Genomic DNA, 21,715 nt, shown 5'->3' with positions numbered 1-21,715 from the left:
TATATTATATTTGATATTATGCTATTTTAATCGTTTTAATAATTCATCAAGTTCAAGGTCTGTTGTAATTAGCGTAATACCTTCAATTTCGGCTATTTTTAGAGCCAATGTATCTAATTTAGTATATCCTTGAAATACCACAACTCGTGGTTTTATAGAACTAACCCTAATTGCCACCATTGGACTCCTACCAGTTGAAACATTGGTAAATATTAGTGCTCTTTCCGTTGTCCAACCATAAAGATTTATAAAATCTTGGCCATCCATTTCCAATATTGCCTTTACACTATCTACAACAGTATGCCCAAAAATATTAGTTTCAATGGAATTATTATTTTTATTGTCTCGAACTATTTTTCCATCAATTATTTTTAGAAATTCCTCTATTGATATGGGAGCTCCATACTCTTTTATCTGTAAAATAGCATTCATTGATGGAGGATTTATTACTCTTTGAAGTGCTTTTATAGTGTGTCCGCCCTTTTCCCTGTCTATATTGATTAGGGTTTCAATATATCTTCTTATAACAACTACACCAGGGTTTTTTCGCCGTCCTGATTCATAATCACTTATAACAGATGGAGATAACCCTAAGTATCTCGAAACATCTATTTGAGATATGCCAAACATATCCCTCCACTTCTTCATACTTTTTCCAATATCATCAGATAATACTACATCTCCGATAATGTGCAATTTTATTTTATCCATAATTATACTACAAAAATATATTATATAAAAGTTTCGATTTAAAATGAATATTAATTCGTCATATGACGATATAACAATTATATGGTTTGTTAATGTGTTTGGGAGCTCCCGAAGTAAAACTCCCGAAGTAAAATACATTACGAAGTATATTTATTATAATTCAATCAAGTATAATATCCCTATCTCGTTTTTTATTAATTCCCAACAATTTACCGCAGAGCTCCATAGATTTATTACTAATTTTTACGGTTTCATGAGATTTTTTTAACACATATGGATAACCAGAGACCGATATTTCTTTTAAATTTGAAAAAACTTCATTATCCAACTTACAAAAGGAAGTAATATTTGTTAATCCTGAATTATTGTCCAATTTTAAAAATCCATAATATAAATTTTCCAAAGGATACAATTTTTTAAAATTATTTATGGTATAATTTATGCCCTCATTAAATTGTTTTTCCACAAGATTTATAGGTTTAGAATATCCTGTTTTTTTTACTCCTTTTGAAAAAATCCCCATATCTGGCATATTTGAGTTTTCAAAATAAATACTCATTTTAGAAGTTTTGGATATTCCTATTATTTTATTTTTATAATTTTTTAAAATCTCTACCAATAGGACAATATATTCCAACTGCTCAAATAATATCTTTTCGTCCTCATTATAATCATATATCGGAGATAAATCATTATTATTTAATTGGGCATATATTTTTTCCATTAATTCTTTTTTGTGAGAATTATAACAATAAGTTAAATCGGAATTTTGTTCTAAATTTCGTGGAGCTCCGTATGTATGGGTTTGAATTAATAAGGAATATAAAGAACCATCAAATAAATAATAATCAATATCTTTATTTATAAAATTCCACAATATGGTTTTTAACTCCATATTTATCATATAAAGCCGTAATCTGTTAGATACATATTTATATGGCAACATTATATCAATATCCCATTGTTTTATTGATTCTTCTATTTTGCCCCCTGTTTCATTTATATATGATATTGTTCCAACCGAATATAAACAATAATCAATATAATCTATTTTATTAAAACTGCCGTCTCCCCCTGCAAATATGCAATTTGAAGAATTTTCAAAATTATCATGTATCCAATATTCTCCAATATCCATAGTTTTATTGATAGAATTTATTTTTTCCTGTATTCTAGCTTTTTTATTTAATATATATGAAAAATCCACAATTTCACCCACTTATTTAATTATATATGATTGTTTTAATTGCCCTATTATTATTTGGAAACTATATTCACATCAACAACGGCAATTAATCCATTATCTCCTATTATCTCAACCAATTCCCCCAATATTTTATCTATTTTTTCTATCTCGTCGATACATTCAATAACAACAGGTAAATCCATGGATAACCTTATTATATCAATATTTGCAGTTCCCCTCTCCCCATAGCCATTTATTCCTTTAAATATTGTGGCACCAGAAATATTATATTCTTTAAGTTTTTCCACTATATATTTATATAATTTCATGTGGGCATGTTCGTCTTGTTCTTTTATATATATTCTAATCATTTTTGCATTTTTTAAATTTACACTCATATTGTCCCTCTTTTTTATATGGTCAATCTTCGGACTTTTTCACTAAACCGTCTCAAAATCGCAAAGCGATTTTTACGATAATATAAATTTTTCAGAGCAATTTATGTTGTATATGATAATATAATTATAATTAATTATAATTAATTATGGGTAATTATGGTAGTTTGGGAGCTCCCCATAATTACGATAATACAATACGATAATTATATTAATTATAATTAAATATATTAAAATATATTAAAATAAAACTGGTGAGTAAATGGATATTGCAGCTTATATTTCGGGATTTATTAATAAATATTATATTAATCCAATATATAATCAATCAGGATATACCATTATTCAGGAAATTACCTATGGGATACTTCTTTTTGTAATGGTTTATATATTTTATAGGGCATGCAAATCCTTAAAAATAGAGATAGACAGCAAATTTGCACTAACTACGGTATTTTATGTAATTTTAATATCTCTACTAAGGTCAATGACTGATGCAGGAGTTTTGCCCCATACCTTTTATACGGTTACCCCCGGAATTGTTGTAGTTTTAGGGATATACTACATATTTTCAATAATATTAACAGGATACTTTTTCAAAGAAAAATACTACAAATATTCAATAATTATGGCAGTTTTACCAATGCTGTATTTTGGAGCCATATTTTTAACAAATATTGTATATTTCGGAACGCTATTACAGATATTGTTAATAATTGCAATAATATACGGCATAATATCATATCTATTAAATAATGTAGAATATATAAAAAATAAATTGAAATTTGATAAAATAGATAAATATGCAATATTGGGACAATTGACAGACGCATCAGCCACGGCCGTGGGTATAGCCTCCCATGGTTATTGGGAACAGCATCCAATTCCTCGGTTTTTTATGGATACATTTGGAGCTTACAGCATGATACCTTTAAAATTAGCTTTGGTATTTTCTGTATTATATGTGCTAAATCATGAGGTAGATAATAAAAATTTAAGAAATATAATTAAAATAACAATAATGGCATTAGGATTTGCACCAGGACTTAGAAATTTATTTAGAATAGTTATGGGGGTTTAATTGAAGATATTACGCGAAGAAGTTCGAAGATTGACTATAAATAAAAAAATAAAAATAAAAATAAATAAAGTATTGCGATAAAATAAAACAGTAAAATAATAGTAAAAATAAAAAATATTTAGGTGAAATTTATGTTTATGGGAGCCTCTACAAAAGACGGAATGGACATAGCCGAAAAGTCAAGATTGATTGTAAAAGAAAAGATAAAAAATATATTGGGCGACAAAATAAATAAATATTCAGTAAATGAGATGGGAATAATTGAAAGGGTTGTTCATGCAACAGCAGATGAAGAATATGCAAAACTTATGGATTTTAGAAATGAACCATTAAAAAATGGAATTGAGGCAATTGCCTCCAATAAACCGATTGTAGTAGATATTAGCATGGTTGAAGCAGGGATTAGATACAACAATATTCATAATTTTATAAATCATGAAAAAACCCATAAAATAGCAAAAGAAGAACAAATAACAAGGGCAGTAGCTTCAATGAGAATGGCAAAAGAATATATTGATGGTGGAGTTGTGGTAATAGGCAATGCTCCAACGGCACTATTTGAAGTTATAAGATTAATTAATGAAGAAGGCATAAAACCAAAGTTAGTTGTGGGAGCTCCCGTTGGATTTGTAAAGGCAAGTGAATCAAAAGAAGAATTGAGAAATACAAATATACCATCAATAAGCACAGTAGGGGCAAAGGGAGGAACTCCTGTTGCAGTATCAATTGCCAATGGAATTATTGCACTTAGTAAAAATGAAAGAGTTTAATTTGTAAAATCCTCGATAAAATAATAAAAAATAAAATTAATAAAAAATAAAATATGACAGCAGTAAATAAAATAATAACAAATATAGAGGTATAAAATATGATAAGAGATTTAATTAACTCAATAGATAATTTAAAAGTAGTAGAAAAAGCCAACAAAAAATTTGAAATTACAAAAATATTGGCTGAAAATGATGGAGCTCCGACTTATATAAAAGATGTAAATGGATATGAAGTAATAGGAAATTTATGCAACAGGGAAATAATAGCAAAAAGTTTAGGTATCGAAGTAAGCGACTTAGTAGAATATATGATAAATGCCCTAGATAATGAAAAAAATGGGGAATTAATTGTTGATAACGAATTAAAAAAAGAATATGTATCTGATGAAGTAAGCAAAATAAGTCAATACCCAATACCTACTTACTATGAAAAAGATGCGGGGGCTTATTTAACCTCAGGCATAGTAATTGTAAAAGATAAAGACCATGGCATAAATTCCTCAATTCACAGAATTTTAGTAAAAGATGGCAAATTAATAATTAGAATGGTTGAACAAAGACATTTACACTACATATACAACAAAAATATCAAAGATGGAGAGGTAGATGTAGCAATAGTAATAGGAGTGCATCCTGCCCTATTGTTGGCATCCTCTACATCGGGAGATGTTACATTTAATGAATTAAAATATGCCTCTGCACTAATGGGAGCTCCCTTAAAATTGATAAAATGTGATACTGTTGATTTGGAAGTTCCAGCAGGGGAATTTATTATCGAAGGAAAAATAACAAATAAAATGGAAGAAGAAGGACCTTTCGTAGATATTACTGGAACATACGATACAATTAGACAGCAACCAGTAATAGAAATAACAGCTTTAAAAAGAAAAAAAGAACCAATATTCCATGCCCTTCTCCCAGGGGGAATAGAACATAAAATTTTAATGGGATTGCCACAAGAGCCACGAATGTATAAAGGAATTAGAAACACAGTTCCATCAGTTAAACAGGTTTCACTAACAGAAGGAGGATGTTGTTGGCTTCATGCCGTTGTATCTATCGAAAAGAAAACCGAAGGAGATGGTAAAAATGCCATACTTGCGGCACTTGCATCACATCCAAGTTTAAAACATGTTGTGATTGTTGATGATGACATAAACATACACAACCCCAGTGATGTAGAATTTGCCATAGCTACACGAGTTCAGGCCGATAAAGATGTGGTAATTATAAGTGATACAAAAGGTTCTTCATTAGACCCATCAGGAGACCATAAAAATAAATTAACGGCAAAAATGGGAATAGATGCCACCATAAGTTTAAGAAAAGGAAATAAAGAAGAATACATTAGGGCAGAAATACCAGATATAAAATAATATAATTAATATAATATACCATTAAATATTATTTTTAAAAAAAAATATAACAAAAATAAAATATAATAAAAATAAAAAAAGAAATTAATTTAATTTTTTACTAATTCTGCTCCCTTTCCAATTACTATTTTACATTTTACAGGCATTTTCATGTTGCATCTTCTTAAAGCTTCTTTTGCGTGTATTACATTTTCAGGAGTTGTTGAAATTGTAATAATTTTTTGCCCTTTTCTAACTCTTGCAGCTGTTCCAACAGCTTTTCCGAATGATAATCTCATTCCATCGGAAATCCTATCTGCACCAGCTCCTGATGCCATTTTATTTTCCCTCAATACTTGGTGAGGATATACTCTTATTTGGAATTTGTATCCCAATCTACCGCATTTATTTTGAGTGTATTTATTTCCTACAATCCTTGCTGATTCCAATGCATTATGTCTTATTTGAATATCATCTTTAACAACTAAATGAACTTCCACAGGGAAATCTCCACCTTTGTTTCCATTAACATAATGAACAACTTTTGGTTGTGGAACAGCCCTAATATATTTTTTTCTTGTGTATGCTGGTTTATTAATTTCTCTATAACATTTACTTGGTCTTAGTGCCATAATTTCTCCTCTCTTAGTAAATCGTGTTTTATAGTTAATCTTCAAAACTGTCTCTTTTTACTGTTCTAAACAATTAATTTAATGTGGGATACTACACACATAATACAGTTTTATTTTTACTCTTATGAGTGAAACAGTCCGAAGATTGACTATGGCTAAATATTAAAATATTCGCTATTACTATATGTCCCAAATATATTTTTAAAACATATCCAATAATTATAGCAATAGTCGACAGACATTTCCAAAAAATATAAAATGTTATTTCTTAAAATTATAATATGAAATATTATAAGTTGCTTATCCCATATAATGTAATATAATATATAAAGTTTTTTATGGAGCTCCTATCGACATACTCGAAAATTTTATTTTATTTTTTTATTTTTTATTTTTTACCCGATTGTATTCATTGACATTTTTATTTATTTTGACCATTACTTCATTTAGTCCGATTCCTTCTTTCAAAATTCCTATTGTGATTATATCATTAATCCACTGTCTCCACGGAGCAGGACAACCAAATATTGCTACAATTTTATCAAGTGTTTTGTCTTGGTCGTTCTTTTTTATTTTGTCCATTTTATTTATAAATATTGATGGATTTAACTCCAATTCTTCCAAAAACTCAAACATTTCTATATCAATCGGTATTTCGTCTTTACTATCCCATCTTTCTACAATGCCCGGAAATGCTTTGACGTCAATTAATATTATGGAGCCCACAATTTGGTCTTTATTATCTTCAATATATTGAACAATTTCTTTTTTTATTTTATTTTGAACTTTTTCTTCAAGTCCAGTCATAAATCCAAAACCAGGCAAATCCACAAGAATAAAGTTTCCAACATCATATTTATTTATTTTTAAAGTAACTCCTGGTTTTTTTCCAACTCTCACATCTTTTTTTGTGATAAGTCTTACTAGCGTAGATTTTCCAACATTGGAACGACCAACCACAATTATTTGTGGTTTTTTGTCCATCTTAGTTTCTTTTCCTCGTTTTGCCATTTTTTTAAATTTTTCAAGGTTTTTTTTAAATTCATTATTTGTTTCTTCGTTCATAATTTCCCCGATTAAGAGCCTATAATAAAATCACTATTCTTATTATTCTTATTATTGCTATTATTTTTATTATTTTTATTATTTTTATTGTTATCTTTTTGTATATCATTATTTCTTATATTATATGAGTTATTTCCTAGTTTATTTTCTTTTTTTTTAATTTCTTGCTCGTGCTCTTTTTTTAAATTCATTATTTCTTTTTTTACATTCTCAGTTTTTGAGATTATTTCTTTTTCGTATTGTTTTAATTTATTGACTAAATTTACACCTTCCTCTTTTAACTTTTGAATATTTTCATCTTTTAAGTTTAATTGGAGCTCCATGTTTTTAATCTTATCTTTTAAATCATTTATGATATTATTTAATTCTGAGGTATCTTCGTTTTCTTTTTTATTTAATTCTTTTAATTCATTTAGCTCATTATTTAATCGATTTAATTTTTCTTTATATATTTCCAAAATCTGAGAAATTGTTAGGTGAGTTTTAAAATCATATACTATATCCATATAAGCCACAAATGCATCATAAGGAGTTTCGAAATGACTGAAATAAGCATGGACATCCATATCATTGAATCCTTTTGTACATTGATAATAAAAGTTATCACTTGTTTGAAGATTTTTATAAATTCTATATTCCATAATTTCGTCATATAAATCGTTATCGAGTGTTGCCGTATCTGTTGTATTGGAGTTATTATTTTTACTATTTTTATTATTGGTTTGAATATATCTTCCCAGAGGTTCTCTAATGGATTTTAATTTATCAAATGATGTCTTTTGTAATCTGTTGCCAAGCCATGCACTAATATCTCGTTCAGTATCTGCCCAAGATAATGCAGAAAACTCAAATACATCAATTTCCCCCTTTGGCCTACATTTATCCAATATTTCAGTAGGTTTTGCATATTCAAGATGGGAGTATTTTTCAATTTCATTGGGGAGCTCCTTCAAAAATTCAAAAATCCCTGTTTCTTTCCATTGATGTTCTCCAAATGTTTCATAATCCACATAAATATTTATACAGTCTCCAGGAGTATTTGCAAGCCATTTTGCATATTTATCGGCGTATAATGGATAATCTTCCCAACCACAACACGAAAATCTAAAACCAACATCATCACTTAATTGATAATTCCTTAAAAGAACATTTAAACCACAAAGTGAATCATATACATAATTTGGAGACCTCCAATCAAGCAATCTATCTGCGCCCTCTGTAAATATACCTTTAAATCCTCCTATGTCCTTTACAGTTTTAGCTATGCTATTATGATATATTAATTCAGTATTTCTAAATACCTCTGTTTTATAATTAAATAAGTCCTTTATAAGCTTTTTATGTCTTAATATGTCTTCTTTAAATTCATCATGAGTTTCAAACAAAGACGATAATGAATGGTGGTATGTTTCCCCAATTAATTCAACATTGCCAGTTTTCACAAGGTCTTTAAATAAGTCCAGCACCTCATCATTAAATTCCATTGCCTGTTCTAAAAATACCCCCGTTATGCTGTATGCTATTTTAATATCATGTTTATCTATTAAATCAAGCATAATTCGATTTGTAGGAATATAGCATTTATTTGCAACTTTATTAAATACTTCTTTATTTAATGGCACATCAATATATCTATCCCATAAATTATGGTTGTTATTGTTAGTATTTTTAATTTTGTCAATATTAATCCCATTTTTAATATATTTATTCAATCTATGAGGTTGATGGACCTCAAAATTAAATGAAATTAGCATAATATCCCCCGCTATTATATTTTATATTTATTATTTTATATTTTATATTTTATATTTTATATTGGCTTTTATATTGCTTATTCGATTTGTAATTTTGAAATAGCATCATTATGTAATGCTATTAATACCATGGCATGAGACCAGCCCAAAGGAATTGCTGATATGGGAGCTCCCATATCTTTATGAATTTGCTCTGGGAATAATCCATTAAATTGATATTTCAATGACCATTTTAACAGTTTATCGCATTTATTTTTATATTTTTCAATTACTTCCGATGGTGCATTTTTAGAAGATAATACTTCAATTAATTGAACATAATATAAATACAACCATATTGTAGTAATTATCCAAGGATTGCCCCCAAAATAAACATCTTCTGGATACCGCCCAATACCTCCAACTTTGTAATTAAATGCTGACTCAATTTGTTCAGCTGTGCTAATCATTCGTGGGTCATCTGCGGGAATTAAATTATATGGAAAACTCAGCCCCAAAATACTGGCATCAATTGTTTTATCTATCGGATTTATAGATTTTAAAAATCTGTTTTCCTTCTCCGAATAAAACTTATACATATTATCTTCAATTAATTTCACGGCATTATCCCATTTTTCGATGCTTTCGAAATCATTTGTATTTAAAATTTCGGCTATTTTTATAGCAGATTTTAAACCGCCATATAGGGCTCCGAGAGTATATGAAAATATACCTACGGTTTCTTCCCACAAATCATAGCAAGAAGAAGACGAAACTATAACATTGGTCATATAATCCCCCGCTTTTTTGACCATGTTCCAATATCTTTTCAAATATGATTTATCTTTTGTAATTTTATAGTGTATAAGGAGGGCATATATTGTAGTGCCTACTTGGTCATTTTGCATTGCTGTTAAACGGGGTTTTCCATCTATGAAATAATTTTGAACCCAAGAGCCATCTTCGTTTTGAGCTTTTTTGCACCATTCAAAAAATTTTTCAGATACTCTGGGTATACCATATAAATCCATAGCAATTGATACATAACTTGCATCCCTATTCCATACATACCTATAATCGGGATAAATTGAGGGTGAAGCTATTATTCCACCATCGTAATTTTTTAATAACAATATTGTTAAAATAACTCTTTTACATATATCCACATAATTTTTCCACTGTTTTTTATTGATATTTAAATTATTTGATATATTTAAATTTGAAAAACTTTTAACTGCATCTATCCAGTAATTATATGTTAATTTATATATATTGTCGATATTATTTGAAATCTGGTTTAGATTATTCACAACATCAATCATATTACTATGATAATCATCATATTCTTCCATTATAATATATATCGGAATATTGCTTTTTTGATTGGGTCCTAGTTCAATATCCCAGCACAAAGCACTGTCTGTAATATCCCCAGTAGCAGTAATTTGTTCCTTTAAAAGTCCGTTTTCAATATCTTTATATGCACTACTTTCTGATGCCCTAACACCACACTGGTATGAAGATATCTTTTTACCGCCCCCAATACCGAACATATATTTTTTATCGGATTTTATTAAACAGTTATTTGTTTTTAAAAATTTTACAGTGTTTTTTTGTGGATTTTCTCCCATCCTAATATTTTCATAGAAAAATAATTTTAATTTCTTTTTTTGGTTTGAATTGTTGTGTATGGTTATATTTTTAACTAATAAATTATGTGCTATTGAAACGAAATCTTCAGAGCTCACAAAAAAATGTTTATTGGAATAGGTAGTTTTTAAAATATTTGTATCATCTAAATACCGTTGGTCAATATCCCACGAGTAATCCCAATGCCATTTTAATTCGCCATCATATAAAATAGCAAATGCAGAATCAAATATATGTTTTTCAAAACCTAAATGGGGAAAGAAGGCATATTCAATTGAGCCCATATCATCCAATTTAGCCAGAACTTTGCTATTTCCTATAATTCCTACCATATTACACCAACATACATTAAATAAAAAAATAAATATAGATACAATAAATTTTATAAACTATATAATAATATATTGTATATCGCCTGAAAAAGACCAAAGATTTACCATAAATAACTATGGATTATCTTTTTATGTTATACATTATTACGACAATTCCTCAATTGGCAGTAATTTTAATTATAATCAAGAATAACAAATTATTGCTTATTTTTCTATTAATTTTACAATGGTTTGTCTTTCCTGTTTATATATGTCAATTTTATTTTCTCTTGCAAGCCATCCTATTGCCATTGTAATAAGGCTATCAGTATATCCTTTTTCTTTAAGTGGTTTTTTTAATCCACTCATATTTTTTTCGCCTTCTTTTAATATATGATATATTTCCCCGGCTATTTCTCCTATTTTATTCACTATATTATCCATATGCCACCACCTAGATAAAATATTCATTTAGTTGTAATATTATTTATGTTTTAAAATGGATTCATTATATACATTTATAGTATTTTGAGCTATGGCGTCCCAGCTATATTTTGTATATACATCATGTTTAGCATTATTTACAATCCAGTTTCTAAATCCTTCATCAGATAAAATTCTATTTACGCCCCATGCAATGGAATCTGGATTTTTAATATATACTCTAACACCATTATATTCATGTTGAATAATTTCACTTAGCCCCCCTACATCACTTACCACAACAGGAGCTCCCCCTGCCATAGCTTCAAGTGCCACAATTCCAAATGGCTCATAAATCGAAGGTATGACTGCCACATCGGTAGATTTGTATAGTAGTTTCAATGTCATACCATCAATAAACCCTAAAAATACTACTTTATCTCCATACCCCATATTCCACGCCAATTCTTCTAAATAACCTCTCATATCACCTGCACCAGCTATGACAAGTTTTGAATCAGGATGTTGCTCCAATATTTTTGGAAATGCCCTGATTAAATATTCTACTCCTTTTTGATATACCAATCTCCCCACAAATAATACCATTTTTTCATGAGGTTGAACGCCAAAACTCTTTCTAAATTCGTTTTTTTCATGTTCTCCCATTGGTATATCAAATTCTTCGGGGTCTATTCCATTATATATTACATTTACTTTATCATGGGGGACATTAAACATAGAACATAATTCCCGTTTCATAGAATTGCTAACTGTTATTACGGCATTTGACTCATATGTGCTTAACCACTCTATTTCATTTATTGCATTTGAATCCTCGGAATGGATACCCCCGCATCGCCCATATTCTGTGCTATGAATGGATTGAACATATGGTTTATTTAATAGATGTTTTACACCAGTTCCTACAAAATAGGTCATCCAATCATGGCAGTGGATTATATCGTAGTTAGGAGCTCCCAACATTCCAAGTTTTTTTATCATTAAATTTGCCGAGAATAATGACCAATCTAAGAAATTAGAATGTTTAATAGGATTTACACGGTAAATATTTACGCCATTCATATTTTCATATTCGGGTAAATCATATGCCGCAGTTATTATATCTACCTCATGCCCTGCCCTAACAAGTGCTTCAGCAAGACCTCTACAATGAACCGACAATCCTCCAACCATTATTGGAGGGTATTCCCAAGTTATCATGGCTATTTTCATAATCTCCCCTTTCTCTCAATCTATTCTATAATTTTATATGCCATTATATATTTCACACCACATATTTATAGATAGTATATAGTCTTGATGTGTTCGAAAAGTTTGTTCTGATAAATCCAAAAAGATTAATTATCCTATAATATATGCCTCCAATTGGCTTATTGATATAAAATTTATATTATAATATGTTCAGGAACTTTACCCGAGAATTTGACTTTTTGAATATGCTATATCTATGGCCATACTGTATTATATTACTATTTATAAATGTATATATTATATATACCATCAATACAAAATATTATAATTAATAGTATTATAATTATGGTTATTATATATGTCATTATGTGGAGGATATTATGAAGTTAGCCATATTAACGCCTACCATAGCACCATTAACTTCTATCGGTGGATTAGGAGATGTAATGAGAGATTTGCCAAAGTTTTTGAAAAGAAATGGAAATGATGTTATTATTATAACGCCAGACCACAATGGTAAAATCTCTAATTTACCACATGCAAAAACAGACAAATTAAAGACCAAATATAAGGGGATTGATTTTGAATTTGATGTTATAATCACAAAACACCCAACTACAAATATTGATATGGTGGTATTTAGCAACAAAGATTTCAATGCACTTGACACTTGGGACCCTTTGAAATATGATATATTTGCAGATTTGGTTGTGTCATATTTGGGTAAATATCCTGTGGATTGTGTTTCAGGACATGACTGGGCATGTGGTCTTGCAATAGCAAAATGTCATGAAAAACTCAATCTACCTACGACCATGACCATTCACAATGAAGCATTTAAAGGGCCAATTATAGAATATAAAGGATTAGTCATGCCATTTTTGGAATTGGGTATTTATTTTAGTGATGCATTTAATACCGTGAGCCCAACACATGCCGAAGAAATAAAATTAATAGATTATATACACAATCAAAGTAAAATTAAGCCATATCATGGAATTATAAATGGTATTGATTTTGAAACATTTAATTCAACGACCATATTAAATAGGATGAATACATTATGCAACAATAAATTGGATCCAAAAAAATATGCTTTCACCTGCGATTATGGGGCAGAAGATGCAAATATTATCAAACCTAAAATAAAATATGCATGGTTGGCAGATAGGGGGATATCCAAATATGTTGAAGCATGGAATGGAATGGATAAACAGTTAATATCTGGAACAGATGTTGAAATATATGGGGAATTAAATAACAAACAAAAAGAGCGAAATGTTCCATTATTTGGAATTGTTGGTAGAGCAACTCATCAGAAAGGATTCGATATAACAATTGAAGCATTTTCCGAATTATTTGAGGAACATGATATCCAATTAGTAATACTTGCGAAAGGAGATGAACGAATAGAGAAAAATTTGGCTGATTTTGCCGAATCATATAATGGAAATGTCATGGCACTAATTGGACACTGCATGCCATTATCTTCGATCATATATGCTAGTAGCGATTGGACAATTACACCTTCATTATGGGAGCCATGTGGATTAGTTCAAATGGAATCCATGGCACACTGCACACCAGTAATCGCAAGAGAGGTGGGGGGATTAAAAGACTCCATAATTTCATTAAATCCAGACATATTAAATAACCCCAATTTTCATGAAGCTACTGGAATTTTGTTTAAAAATTACGATAAAGTAGGATTAATGTGGGCTATTGGACATGCCTTAAATTGGACATATTATCGTATTGAAGAAGTATGCATGTTTTTAGAGTATAGTCATGGCAATTGCCCTAAAAGTCCATATGAAAAAGGTAGTCCTTTGAATAATATGATGAAAAATTGTTATAATCATGTATTTAAAAATTTGAGTTGGCAAAATAATGACAGTGCAGATAAATATAAGGCACTATTTGGAGGTGCAATTTATACCCACACATATGGCAAGATATGAGGTATAAATTATATAGTGTATAGATATGAAAATTTAAAGGATTTTATATGTGGTCTGTTCGAGAACTTTTTACATCAAATAATTAATGATATATAATTAAGAATAGAGGGGAAATAATGAACATAGAATTAAATTACACAAATATCATGGATGAAATTATATATGAAGAGGGGATATCACTCTTAGATTTTGTGAACATAAAAGAGAAAATAAATACGGCATATGACAAGGTTATGCAAAAATGCAAAAATGATGAATTAGGATTTATGAAGATTATTTATGATGATATATTGATATATTATGAACTAAAAGAATATTCAAAAGATTTTGACAATATAGTAGTTATTGGAATGGGGGGTTCAATATTGGGAACTCAGGCAATATATGAAGGAGTAAAAGGAATACACTACAATGACCTTAATGATAAAAAGGTATATTTTTTGGATAATTCTGACCCAGAAAAAACTTTTGAGATTTTAAATATTATTAATTTAAAAAAAACATTGGTATTTGCCATAAGCAAATCTGGAAATACTGCTGAAACTCTTGCAAATTTTTTGATAATTGAAGAAAAATTGAAAGGCATAACAAAGGATTATAAAAAAAATATTGTGGTAGTTGCAAATACTGGCGAATTAAAAAATATTGCAGATAGGGAAGGATATAAATTTTATAGAATGCCCGAAAATGTTGGAGGAAGATTTTCTGTATTTTCTGCTGTGGGACTAGCCCCACTATGCTGTATGGATATAGATATTGAAGCACTAATCGAAGGGGCAAAGGAAATGGACAAATTATGTAGGAATAAAGATATTTTTAAAAATCCTGCATTAATGAACGCCACAATACATTATATTGCCTACAATAAGGGAAAAACTATTTCTGTGCTTATGCCATATATTGAGAGATTGCATAAATTTGGACTATGGTATAGGCAATTATGGGCCGAAAGTATAGGTAAAAATGGGATTGGACAAACTCCCGTTATATCCCTTGGTGCAAAAGACCAGCATTCTCAGCTTCAATTATATATGGATGGATTAAAAAATATAATTATTACATTTATAACCGTGCATAAATTCAAATATGATTTAAAAATACGGAGCTCCAACTATCTAAACAATCGGACTTTATCAACGCTAATACACAGTGAGCAAAAAGGAACTGAAATTTCACTAACTAATAATAAAATTCCAAATATTAGTATCAATATAGATGAATTAAATGAATATACTATTGGAAAATTAATATATTTATATGAGATGCAGACGGCATTCATGGGGGAGCTCCTTGAAATTAATGCTTTTAACCAGCCAGCAGTTGAAGGAGGTAAAATAATTACGCGGAAATTATTGGAGGAATGTCCAGTTGATGAAATAAAAGAGTCCAAACCTACTAAAAAATATTGCATTGAAATATAAAATATCCTTTAAATATGTATTTTTAGTATTTTTGTATATTCCGCATTGATATAATCAATATTTGCTGTTTTTTTGGTGGTGCAATTATGGATACAAGTTGTAATGAATATAAAGAATATAGGGAATGCATGGATTATTTGGATTTTTCAAATATAAGTATTTTTTTGGCATATAATGTAAATGTTGATGCCATAAAATATTATACGAGTGGAAAAGAAATTCAAAATCTCATAGAACGATATGGGGAGGACGATATAATTGAAAAATATAATGAATATCCTAGAAAAATCTGTAATCCTATCGATTATATTGCTAGGTTAATTCATGCCATGGCCAATGGAAAACCAGCAGAGGTTCCTCTTTTAGATGATGAAAATTTAAATAAATGGTTTGACAATTTTAAATATGATGAAGAAAGAATGGGAGGGCAGGTTGGAATTATAGCAAATCTTTTATCAATTTTAAGGACAAAAAAAGTTATAGCTTATTCTCCAATTTTATCAAAGAAACAGGCGGAAATGTTTGTAGATAATGATAATTTAGTATATCCTTCCGTTGTAGATGGCAATTTAGTGTTAAAAAAACCAATAGAATCTTATAAAGAAAATGACCCTTTAAAAATAAATAGGATATTTGAATATAAAGAAGGAATAGAATTTAAATTGGGCGACAAACACATAATTACACCTATTGCAAATAGATTTATTGTAGCGTCAAGACCAGATAAATTAAGATTAGAAATAAAAGAAGATTTAAAAGAAAAACTTCCAGAAATAGGAGAACAAATTGATTGTGCCATATTTTCAGGATATCAGGGCATAAAAGAAAAATACAGCGATGGAAAGACATACGAATATTATTTCACAAAGGCTGAGGAGGATTTGGATTTATTACGGCAAAAAAATAAAAAAATAAAAATTCATTTGGAATTTGCATCTATTCAAAATATAAATCTCAGAAAAAATATAATTAATAGAATACTTCCAAAAATGGACTGTTTGGGTATGGATGAAACAGAAGTTGGCAATTTAATTAGCACTATGGGATATGAAGAATTAGGGCAAAAAATAATAAAAGATAGTAAAATGGAAGATGTGGTAGAAGCATCGAAAATTATAATGGAAACATATCCTAACTTGGAGCTCCTGCAAGTTCATACCCTATATTATATTCTGGTAATGTGTAAAAAGGATAATCCATTAACTACAAAACAACTTAAAAAAATTCTTGAATTGGCCACAATACTTGCAGCTACAAAGGCAAAATTAGGAGAAATATCAAAAGTTTCAGACCTGTTGAAGGGATTAACTGTCCCCCACAATAAATATAATGAATTATTTAAATCAATAGTGGATAACCTACAAAAAGAAGAAAAATATAAAAACTATAAAATTGTGGCAACACCATCAAGATTAGTAGATGTTCCAAAATCTACTGTTGGATTGGGTGATACTATATCCTCTGGTGCATTTGTTGGTTATGTTTCATTATTAAAAGAAGCTAATAAAAAATAATATATGGTATGTTCAGGAACTTTTTACACAAAAATATGACATACAATAAATATTCTTTATAATTTATGGAAGGGAGCTCATTGTATTTTTGGACATTTAAAGAATACACTTTTTGAACATGCTATAATTGGGAGCTCCCATACTATATAGTCAATCTTCGAACTGTTTCACCCCATATTTTGTAAATAAGATTATATTATATTAATTCGTCTTATCGCACTTAATTATTTGGAACAATAAAGGGACAGTTTTTGAACTTACTATAATATAACCACAAAAAGATATAAAAGCAAATCTTCGATTTGCATTTTTATTTTTTTATTTTTTCAAATTCTCACATATCTTTTTAAGAATTTCCAATTTAGGAATATCATCATTTACTTTAACTTTAATATATCCCACAATTTCCCACCATTCTTTTGGATGGCATTTATTTTTCACAATCTCTGCATTGTATCCAAGTTTTCTCAATGAATTATATATATCTTTTATTTTTGGATTATTTACACATAATTCTTTTGGTATTTTTCTTCCTTCTTTTCTACTTTTTTCAGCATCCAAATAAGCCGACCAAATTATTATTTCCTTCATAATCTCACCACCATATTTATGTGTATTTTCTGTATTCTTTATTGTTATATTACTGTATTATACTACTGTATGATTTTTATTATTTTATCCATTTTTCAATTGAAAATACATACAACACCAACATAATAGACATTATTGTAATACCAAATATAACCCAAAAACCATATGGATTATTTAACAAAGGCATATATTTAAAATTCATACCATAAATACCAGTTATCCACACTGGCAGGGCAAATAATGCCGTAATCATAGTTAATATTTTCATTTTTTGATTCATTCTTATATTTTCAAGAGATATGCCCATATCCATAGTAGAAACAAGGAGCTCCCTGTATGTGGTCTCCATGTCTATCAACTGCAATGTATCATAATATAAATCCTCAATATGCTCCCTATCATCTTGGGTAGTTATTGGAAGATATTTTCTTTTTAAGATAGAAAGAACATCTTTATTTGATACCAATGCCTTATGGAAATATACCAAGGTTTTCCTAAGTTGAAGTATTTCAGTAGTTATATTTTGGTCTTGATGCTTTAATAAAACTTCTTCCAACCTATCCAATTCATCATCTAAATTTAACATAATTCTTGAATAACTAATTGTTATTTGATTTAATAGGGAATATAAAAAAAATCCTTTTCCACGGTCTAAAAAAGTTTTGGGTTTTTTAGTCTTTAAAAGGCTGTATATCTTACCAAGGGAGTTTATTTTATCAATATGAATAGTTAATATAATATTATCCTTTATAAATATCCCAAAAGATGTTGTTGTAATGTCTTCTTCAAATAGCGGAGCTTTATAAACTATTAAATAATAGTCGTCCTCTTCTTCAACCCTTGGAACTTCCAACTCATCGAGCCCTGCTTTTAATTCCTCTATTTCTATCCCAATATTTTTAGACAATTGTAGGAGCTCCTCATCAGATGGATCATAGCAATCCACCCATATAACATTGTAGTTCTCATTGTTAATCTCCTCAGGGCCCATTGTTTCTATTTCTTCTCCATCATATCCTATGATTTTTAGCATAATATCCCATAATATAAATTAATATATGATATAACAAAATATAAATATCATATATCCATTTGTTTAATTAAATTAATAATCAATTATTATCATTATTTTTTACTATGTCGTATGGAAAATAATACTGCTGATAGCAAAACTATTATGGAAATATATATTGCAACATACACACTTATTATTATAAATGAAATATCCCCATACAGAAATCCGGAAAATAACAGCAATAATTCTCTTGACATAAATATTAACAATATTTTAAAGAATAGTCCTTTGAATAAAGTTATTAAATCCTTTTCCGAATATAATACCTCATCGATAAACCTAATTACAATGTATATTAATATCCCCAAAGTTAATGGATTGGCAATCGTATATAAAAAAGTTCCAAGTGCTGTTATATATTCTAAACCACTGGATACCTTATATGAATATAATATTCCAATTATTATAATAATCACACTTAATATATTACCTATTGGAGTAATTTTTCCAAACTCAATGCTTTCTTTACCTTCTTTAAATGATTTTCTGATGGATTTAGTTAATCCGGAACCCTCTAAAAGAATATATAGTCCAGCTAACCCTGCTATTATTCTCCACCCTAATCCCTCTAAGAGAGCTCCCATTACCAATACAAACCCTATTACTGTGAATATTAATGGAACATACTGGGACATAGTTTTATGTAGGAATTCCTGAACCAGATAATATGTTGATTCTAATGATTCATTTTGTTTTATAACTATTCTTTTTTTCCATACAAAAATATTATTATTTCTCAAATAATTTAAAACTAATTCATCTTCTTTCCCATCTGAAACTATATATATAAAATTTGGGTCATAAAGATAATTTAAAAAATCCAATTGTTCTTTTATTTTTAATGCACATTCTTCTGATTCTACATTTTTATGTCCTGCTATAACTATAATTTCAACATCTTTTCCTTCTTTTTTTAACTCATCATATAATTTTACGCCCCCCAATATGGAGTTTGTATCTGTATCCCCCGGGTCAGCCAATCCTAATTTTATTGCTCCATCTATACAGTCACATCTGCCTAATATCGGGGTTTTAATATTGGCTTTTCTTCCAATATCGTCATCCATATCAACAACAAGAACGATATATTTTATATTCTTTTCAAGTTTTTTAACTTCAATATTATCATTAACATTATTATTTTCAAAATCCATAATATCACATTATATGGTGTTTATGGTGGAGCTCCTTATGTTCTATTTTTATTTTTATTTCTATTTTTATTTTTTAGTATCGATAATTTAGAATTCACATATAACATTACAAACACAATAATTAAAAAACCATAATTAATACCAACTTCACACATAGATAATAATATTGATGCATATATTGCATATAGTTTTCTATCTCCCCCATATATTAATTTACTTGCTAGACCCAATAAAAATGCAAATAATAATCCTCCCCATAATCCGAAATCCAATAATATGGGTCCAAACATTGTTGAAGTAATATTATGTGGATTTGAATACCCCAATAAAGTGGTTGCAATAAGTCCTTCCCCAATAGGATTTAAAGAGATTGCCCCCAGCAACATATATGGATAATTTATTATTTTTTCCAGCACCATTATATCAAAATAGGCCCTATATGATAATATGCCAAATACACCAATATTCCAATTTTGATTTGATGTATATAGTATTGCTTTTGACATTAAAGCCAATAATCCAATTAATCCTATGATTGACAACAATATATATTTTATTTTTATTTTTTTTGTTTGATATCTATATACTAAAAAAGCTATAAAAACGATTAATACGCCCATTTTATAGCCCAATAATATTAGTAAAATAAAGGCAATTATAAAATAAAATATATTATTAATACCTCCATATACCAGAGCTCCCGTAGATATTAATCTAAGTGGGTCCGCAGATAAACTCATCCTAACAGGATAATTAAACAACGGTATAGCATTATGAATAATCACCAACGCCATAAATGACATAATTCCAATGGCAAATATTATATTATCCATATTTTTAAATAGCAATTCCTTGAATTTACAATATTTTTCATGTTGTTTATTTTTTATATCCTGTCCGTTATCGTATAGTTTATATTTAACATATAAATTTGATATTCCAATAACAAACAGTGAGCATAAAACGGCAAATAAAATGGAATTCATAACAACAAATACGCCATAAAATATAATAATAAATAATAATAACCCGTAAAGTCTATAAAAATTAGAGATTTTATTATTTCCCTCTATATCCACATTTAACAAAAATGGCAGGGCAAAGGAAAGAATAAGTAAAAAAATAACTAAAAATATATTTAATAGAGAAAATAAATTAAACTTATAATAATAAGGTATGGCAAGGACAAATATTGCCAAATAACCTAATAAAATAACAATTACGGGATTATCATATTTTATATTTTTTTTAGCCAATATTTCTTTAAATGTTGAAATCATGTAATCACGGTTAAATATTATTTTTATGTTTTTTATAGTGTGTTCAAAAAGTCAAATTCCTTCATAATTATGATAAATCAAAGATTTATTAAAACAAAATCATTATATTATAAAAATAAAAATCCCAAAGGGATATTTATTTAATTTGTTCTATAATATTGCAAAAAGTTCTTAGTATGCCATATATTTGATTAT

The 21,715-nt window shown here is 28.6% G+C and carries 18 protein-coding genes and 1 pseudogene; 6 read left to right on the top strand and 13 right to left on the bottom strand.

Annotation, left to right across the window (positions count from 1 at the left end):
• Nucleotides 1-21: 21 nt before the first annotated feature.
• The 3 genes from MAEO_RS00095 to MAEO_RS00085 all read right to left on the bottom strand — a co-directional run bounded on the left by MAEO_RS00095 (nt 22) and on the right by MAEO_RS00085 (nt 2,295).
• Entirely contained in the window at nt 22-711 is a 690-nt protein-coding gene (locus tag MAEO_RS00095) for a helix-turn-helix domain-containing protein (RefSeq protein ID WP_048062337.1), read from the bottom strand.
• 160 nt (nt 712-871) lie between these two features.
• The gene (locus tag MAEO_RS00090; RefSeq protein WP_011972743.1) at nt 872-1,918 is read right to left on the bottom strand and encodes a DNA double-strand break repair nuclease NurA; all 1,047 of its coding nucleotides are present in this window, start codon (nt 1,916-1,918) and stop codon (nt 872-874) included.
• A gap of 50 nt (nt 1,919-1,968) precedes the next feature.
• On the bottom strand, nt 1,969-2,295 hold the full coding sequence (locus tag MAEO_RS00085; protein ID WP_011972742.1) for a DUF190 domain-containing protein: 327 nt from the start codon (nt 2,293-2,295) through the stop codon (nt 1,969-1,971).
• A 259-nt stretch (nt 2,296-2,554) separates the two neighbouring features.
• On the opposite strand from MAEO_RS00085, the gene MAEO_RS00080 reads away from it, so the two are divergent.
• From MAEO_RS00080 to MAEO_RS00070, 3 genes are all read left to right on the top strand, one after another.
• On the top strand, nt 2,555-3,373 hold the full coding sequence (locus MAEO_RS00080) for a DUF63 family protein (RefSeq protein ID WP_011972741.1): 819 nt from the start codon (nt 2,555-2,557) through the stop codon (nt 3,371-3,373).
• A 131-nt stretch (nt 3,374-3,504) separates the two neighbouring features.
• Nucleotides 3,505-4,143, top strand: a complete 639-nt coding sequence (locus MAEO_RS00075; protein ID WP_011972740.1) for a cobalt-precorrin-8 methylmutase — start codon at nt 3,505-3,507, stop codon at nt 4,141-4,143.
• 98 nt (nt 4,144-4,241) lie between these two features.
• A complete protein-coding gene (locus MAEO_RS00070) occupies nt 4,242-5,519 on the top strand; it encodes a UbiD family decarboxylase (protein ID WP_011972739.1) in 1,278 nt (425 codons plus the stop codon).
• An 89-nt stretch (nt 5,520-5,608) separates the two neighbouring features.
• Here MAEO_RS00070 and rplJ read toward each other — a convergent pair whose 3' ends face one another.
• The 6 genes and pseudogenes from rplJ to MAEO_RS00040 form a co-directional block, all read right to left on the bottom strand.
• Nucleotides 5,609-6,130 carry a 50S ribosomal protein L16 gene (rplJ, locus tag MAEO_RS00065; protein WP_011972738.1) on the bottom strand — a complete coding sequence of 174 codons (522 nt, stop codon included), beginning with the start codon at nt 6,128-6,130 and terminating at the stop codon, nt 5,609-5,611.
• Between the two features lie 381 nt (nt 6,131-6,511).
• Entirely contained in the window at nt 6,512-7,195 is a 684-nt protein-coding gene (gene engB, locus MAEO_RS00060; RefSeq protein WP_011972737.1) for a GTP-binding protein EngB, read from the bottom strand.
• 443 nt (nt 7,196-7,638) lie between these two features.
• Nucleotides 7,639-8,949 (bottom strand): annotated as a pseudogene (locus MAEO_RS00055) (glycoside hydrolase family 57 protein); the annotation flags it as partial.
• A 77-nt stretch (nt 8,950-9,026) separates the two neighbouring features.
• Entirely contained in the window at nt 9,027-10,910 is a 1,884-nt protein-coding gene (locus tag MAEO_RS00050) for a glycoside hydrolase family 15 protein (RefSeq protein ID WP_011972735.1), read from the bottom strand.
• 204 nt (nt 10,911-11,114) lie between these two features.
• Entirely contained in the window at nt 11,115-11,333 is a 219-nt protein-coding gene (locus MAEO_RS00045) for a winged helix-turn-helix domain-containing protein (protein WP_011972734.1), read from the bottom strand.
• Between the two features lie 39 nt (nt 11,334-11,372).
• Nucleotides 11,373-12,545, bottom strand: a complete 1,173-nt coding sequence (locus MAEO_RS00040) for a glycosyltransferase family 4 protein (RefSeq protein WP_011972733.1) — start codon at nt 12,543-12,545, stop codon at nt 11,373-11,375.
• A gap of 359 nt (nt 12,546-12,904) precedes the next feature.
• On the opposite strand from MAEO_RS00040, the gene MAEO_RS00035 reads away from it, so the two are divergent.
• From MAEO_RS00035 to pfkC, 3 genes are all read left to right on the top strand, one after another.
• A complete protein-coding gene (locus MAEO_RS00035) occupies nt 12,905-14,485 on the top strand; it encodes a glycogen/starch synthase (protein WP_011972732.1) in 1,581 nt (526 codons plus the stop codon).
• 116 nt (nt 14,486-14,601) lie between these two features.
• Nucleotides 14,602-15,906 (top strand): glucose-6-phosphate isomerase, encoded by a 1,305-nt coding sequence (gene pgi, locus MAEO_RS00030; RefSeq protein WP_011972731.1) that lies wholly within the window; start codon nt 14,602-14,604, stop codon nt 15,904-15,906.
• Nucleotides 15,907-15,992: 86 nt separating this feature from the next.
• Entirely contained in the window at nt 15,993-17,420 is a 1,428-nt protein-coding gene (pfkC, locus tag MAEO_RS00025; RefSeq protein WP_011972730.1) for an ADP-specific phosphofructokinase, read from the top strand.
• A 318-nt stretch (nt 17,421-17,738) separates the two neighbouring features.
• On the opposite strand, the gene MAEO_RS00020 is transcribed toward pfkC, so the two are convergent.
• The 4 genes from MAEO_RS00020 to MAEO_RS00005 form a co-directional block, all read right to left on the bottom strand.
• Entirely contained in the window at nt 17,739-18,011 is a 273-nt protein-coding gene (locus MAEO_RS00020; RefSeq protein WP_011972729.1) for a signal recognition particle subunit SRP19/SEC65 family protein, read from the bottom strand.
• Between the two features lie 79 nt (nt 18,012-18,090).
• The gene (gene corA / locus MAEO_RS00015) at nt 18,091-19,044 is read right to left on the bottom strand and encodes a magnesium/cobalt transporter CorA (protein ID WP_011972728.1); all 954 of its coding nucleotides are present in this window, start codon (nt 19,042-19,044) and stop codon (nt 18,091-18,093) included.
• Nucleotides 19,045-19,136: 92 nt separating this feature from the next.
• A complete protein-coding gene (locus tag MAEO_RS00010) occupies nt 19,137-20,240 on the bottom strand; it encodes a DUF373 family protein (protein WP_011972727.1) in 1,104 nt (367 codons plus the stop codon).
• A 35-nt stretch (nt 20,241-20,275) separates the two neighbouring features.
• Complete coding sequence (locus MAEO_RS00005) at nt 20,276-21,520, bottom strand: oligosaccharide repeat unit polymerase family protein (RefSeq protein WP_011972726.1); 1,245 nt, start codon at nt 21,518-21,520, stop codon at nt 20,276-20,278.
• Between the last annotated feature and the right edge of the window lie 195 nt (nt 21,521-21,715).

Source organism: Methanococcus aeolicus Nankai-3, assembly GCF_000017185.1.
Taxonomy (GTDB): Archaea; AGJL01; Methanococci; order Methanococcales; family Methanococcaceae; genus Methanofervidicoccus; species Methanofervidicoccus aeolicus.
The sequence above is the reverse complement of the archived record's forward strand: the minus strand, read 5'-3'. Positions and strand labels throughout refer to the sequence as shown.

Coding starts and splice junctions, on each gene's coding strand:
- MAEO_RS00035 (WP_011972732.1), top strand. CDS start 12,905: ATGAAGTTAGCCATATTAACGCCTACCATAGCACCATTAACTTCTATC.
- rplJ (WP_011972738.1), bottom strand. CDS start 6,130: ATGGCACTAAGACCAAGTAAATGTTATAGAGAAATTAATAAACCAGCA.
- MAEO_RS00005 (WP_011972726.1), bottom strand. CDS start 21,520: ATGATTTCAACATTTAAAGAAATATTGGCTAAAAAAAATATAAAATAT.
- pfkC (WP_011972730.1), top strand. CDS start 15,993: ATGGATACAAGTTGTAATGAATATAAAGAATATAGGGAATGCATGGAT.
- corA (WP_011972728.1), bottom strand. CDS start 19,044: ATGCTAAAAATCATAGGATATGATGGAGAAGAAATAGAAACAATGGGC.
- MAEO_RS00010 (WP_011972727.1), bottom strand. CDS start 20,240: ATGGATTTTGAAAATAATAATGTTAATGATAATATTGAAGTTAAAAAA.
- MAEO_RS00020 (WP_011972729.1), bottom strand. CDS start 18,011: ATGAAGGAAATAATAATTTGGTCGGCTTATTTGGATGCTGAAAAAAGT.
- MAEO_RS00080 (WP_011972741.1), top strand. CDS start 2,555: ATGGATATTGCAGCTTATATTTCGGGATTTATTAATAAATATTATATT.
- MAEO_RS00075 (WP_011972740.1), top strand. CDS start 3,505: ATGTTTATGGGAGCCTCTACAAAAGACGGAATGGACATAGCCGAAAAG.
- MAEO_RS00040 (WP_011972733.1), bottom strand. CDS start 12,545: ATGAAAATAGCCATGATAACTTGGGAATACCCTCCAATAATGGTTGGA.
- MAEO_RS00050 (WP_011972735.1), bottom strand. CDS start 10,910: ATGGTAGGAATTATAGGAAATAGCAAAGTTCTGGCTAAATTGGATGAT.
- MAEO_RS00085 (WP_011972742.1), bottom strand. CDS start 2,295: ATGAGTGTAAATTTAAAAAATGCAAAAATGATTAGAATATATATAAAA.
- MAEO_RS00095 (WP_048062337.1), bottom strand. CDS start 711: ATGGATAAAATAAAATTGCACATTATCGGAGATGTAGTATTATCTGAT.
- engB (WP_011972737.1), bottom strand. CDS start 7,195: ATGAACGAAGAAACAAATAATGAATTTAAAAAAAACCTTGAAAAATTT.
- MAEO_RS00070 (WP_011972739.1), top strand. CDS start 4,242: ATGATAAGAGATTTAATTAACTCAATAGATAATTTAAAAGTAGTAGAA.
- MAEO_RS00045 (WP_011972734.1), bottom strand. CDS start 11,333: ATGGATAATATAGTGAATAAAATAGGAGAAATAGCCGGGGAAATATAT.
- pgi (WP_011972731.1), top strand. CDS start 14,602: ATGAACATAGAATTAAATTACACAAATATCATGGATGAAATTATATAT.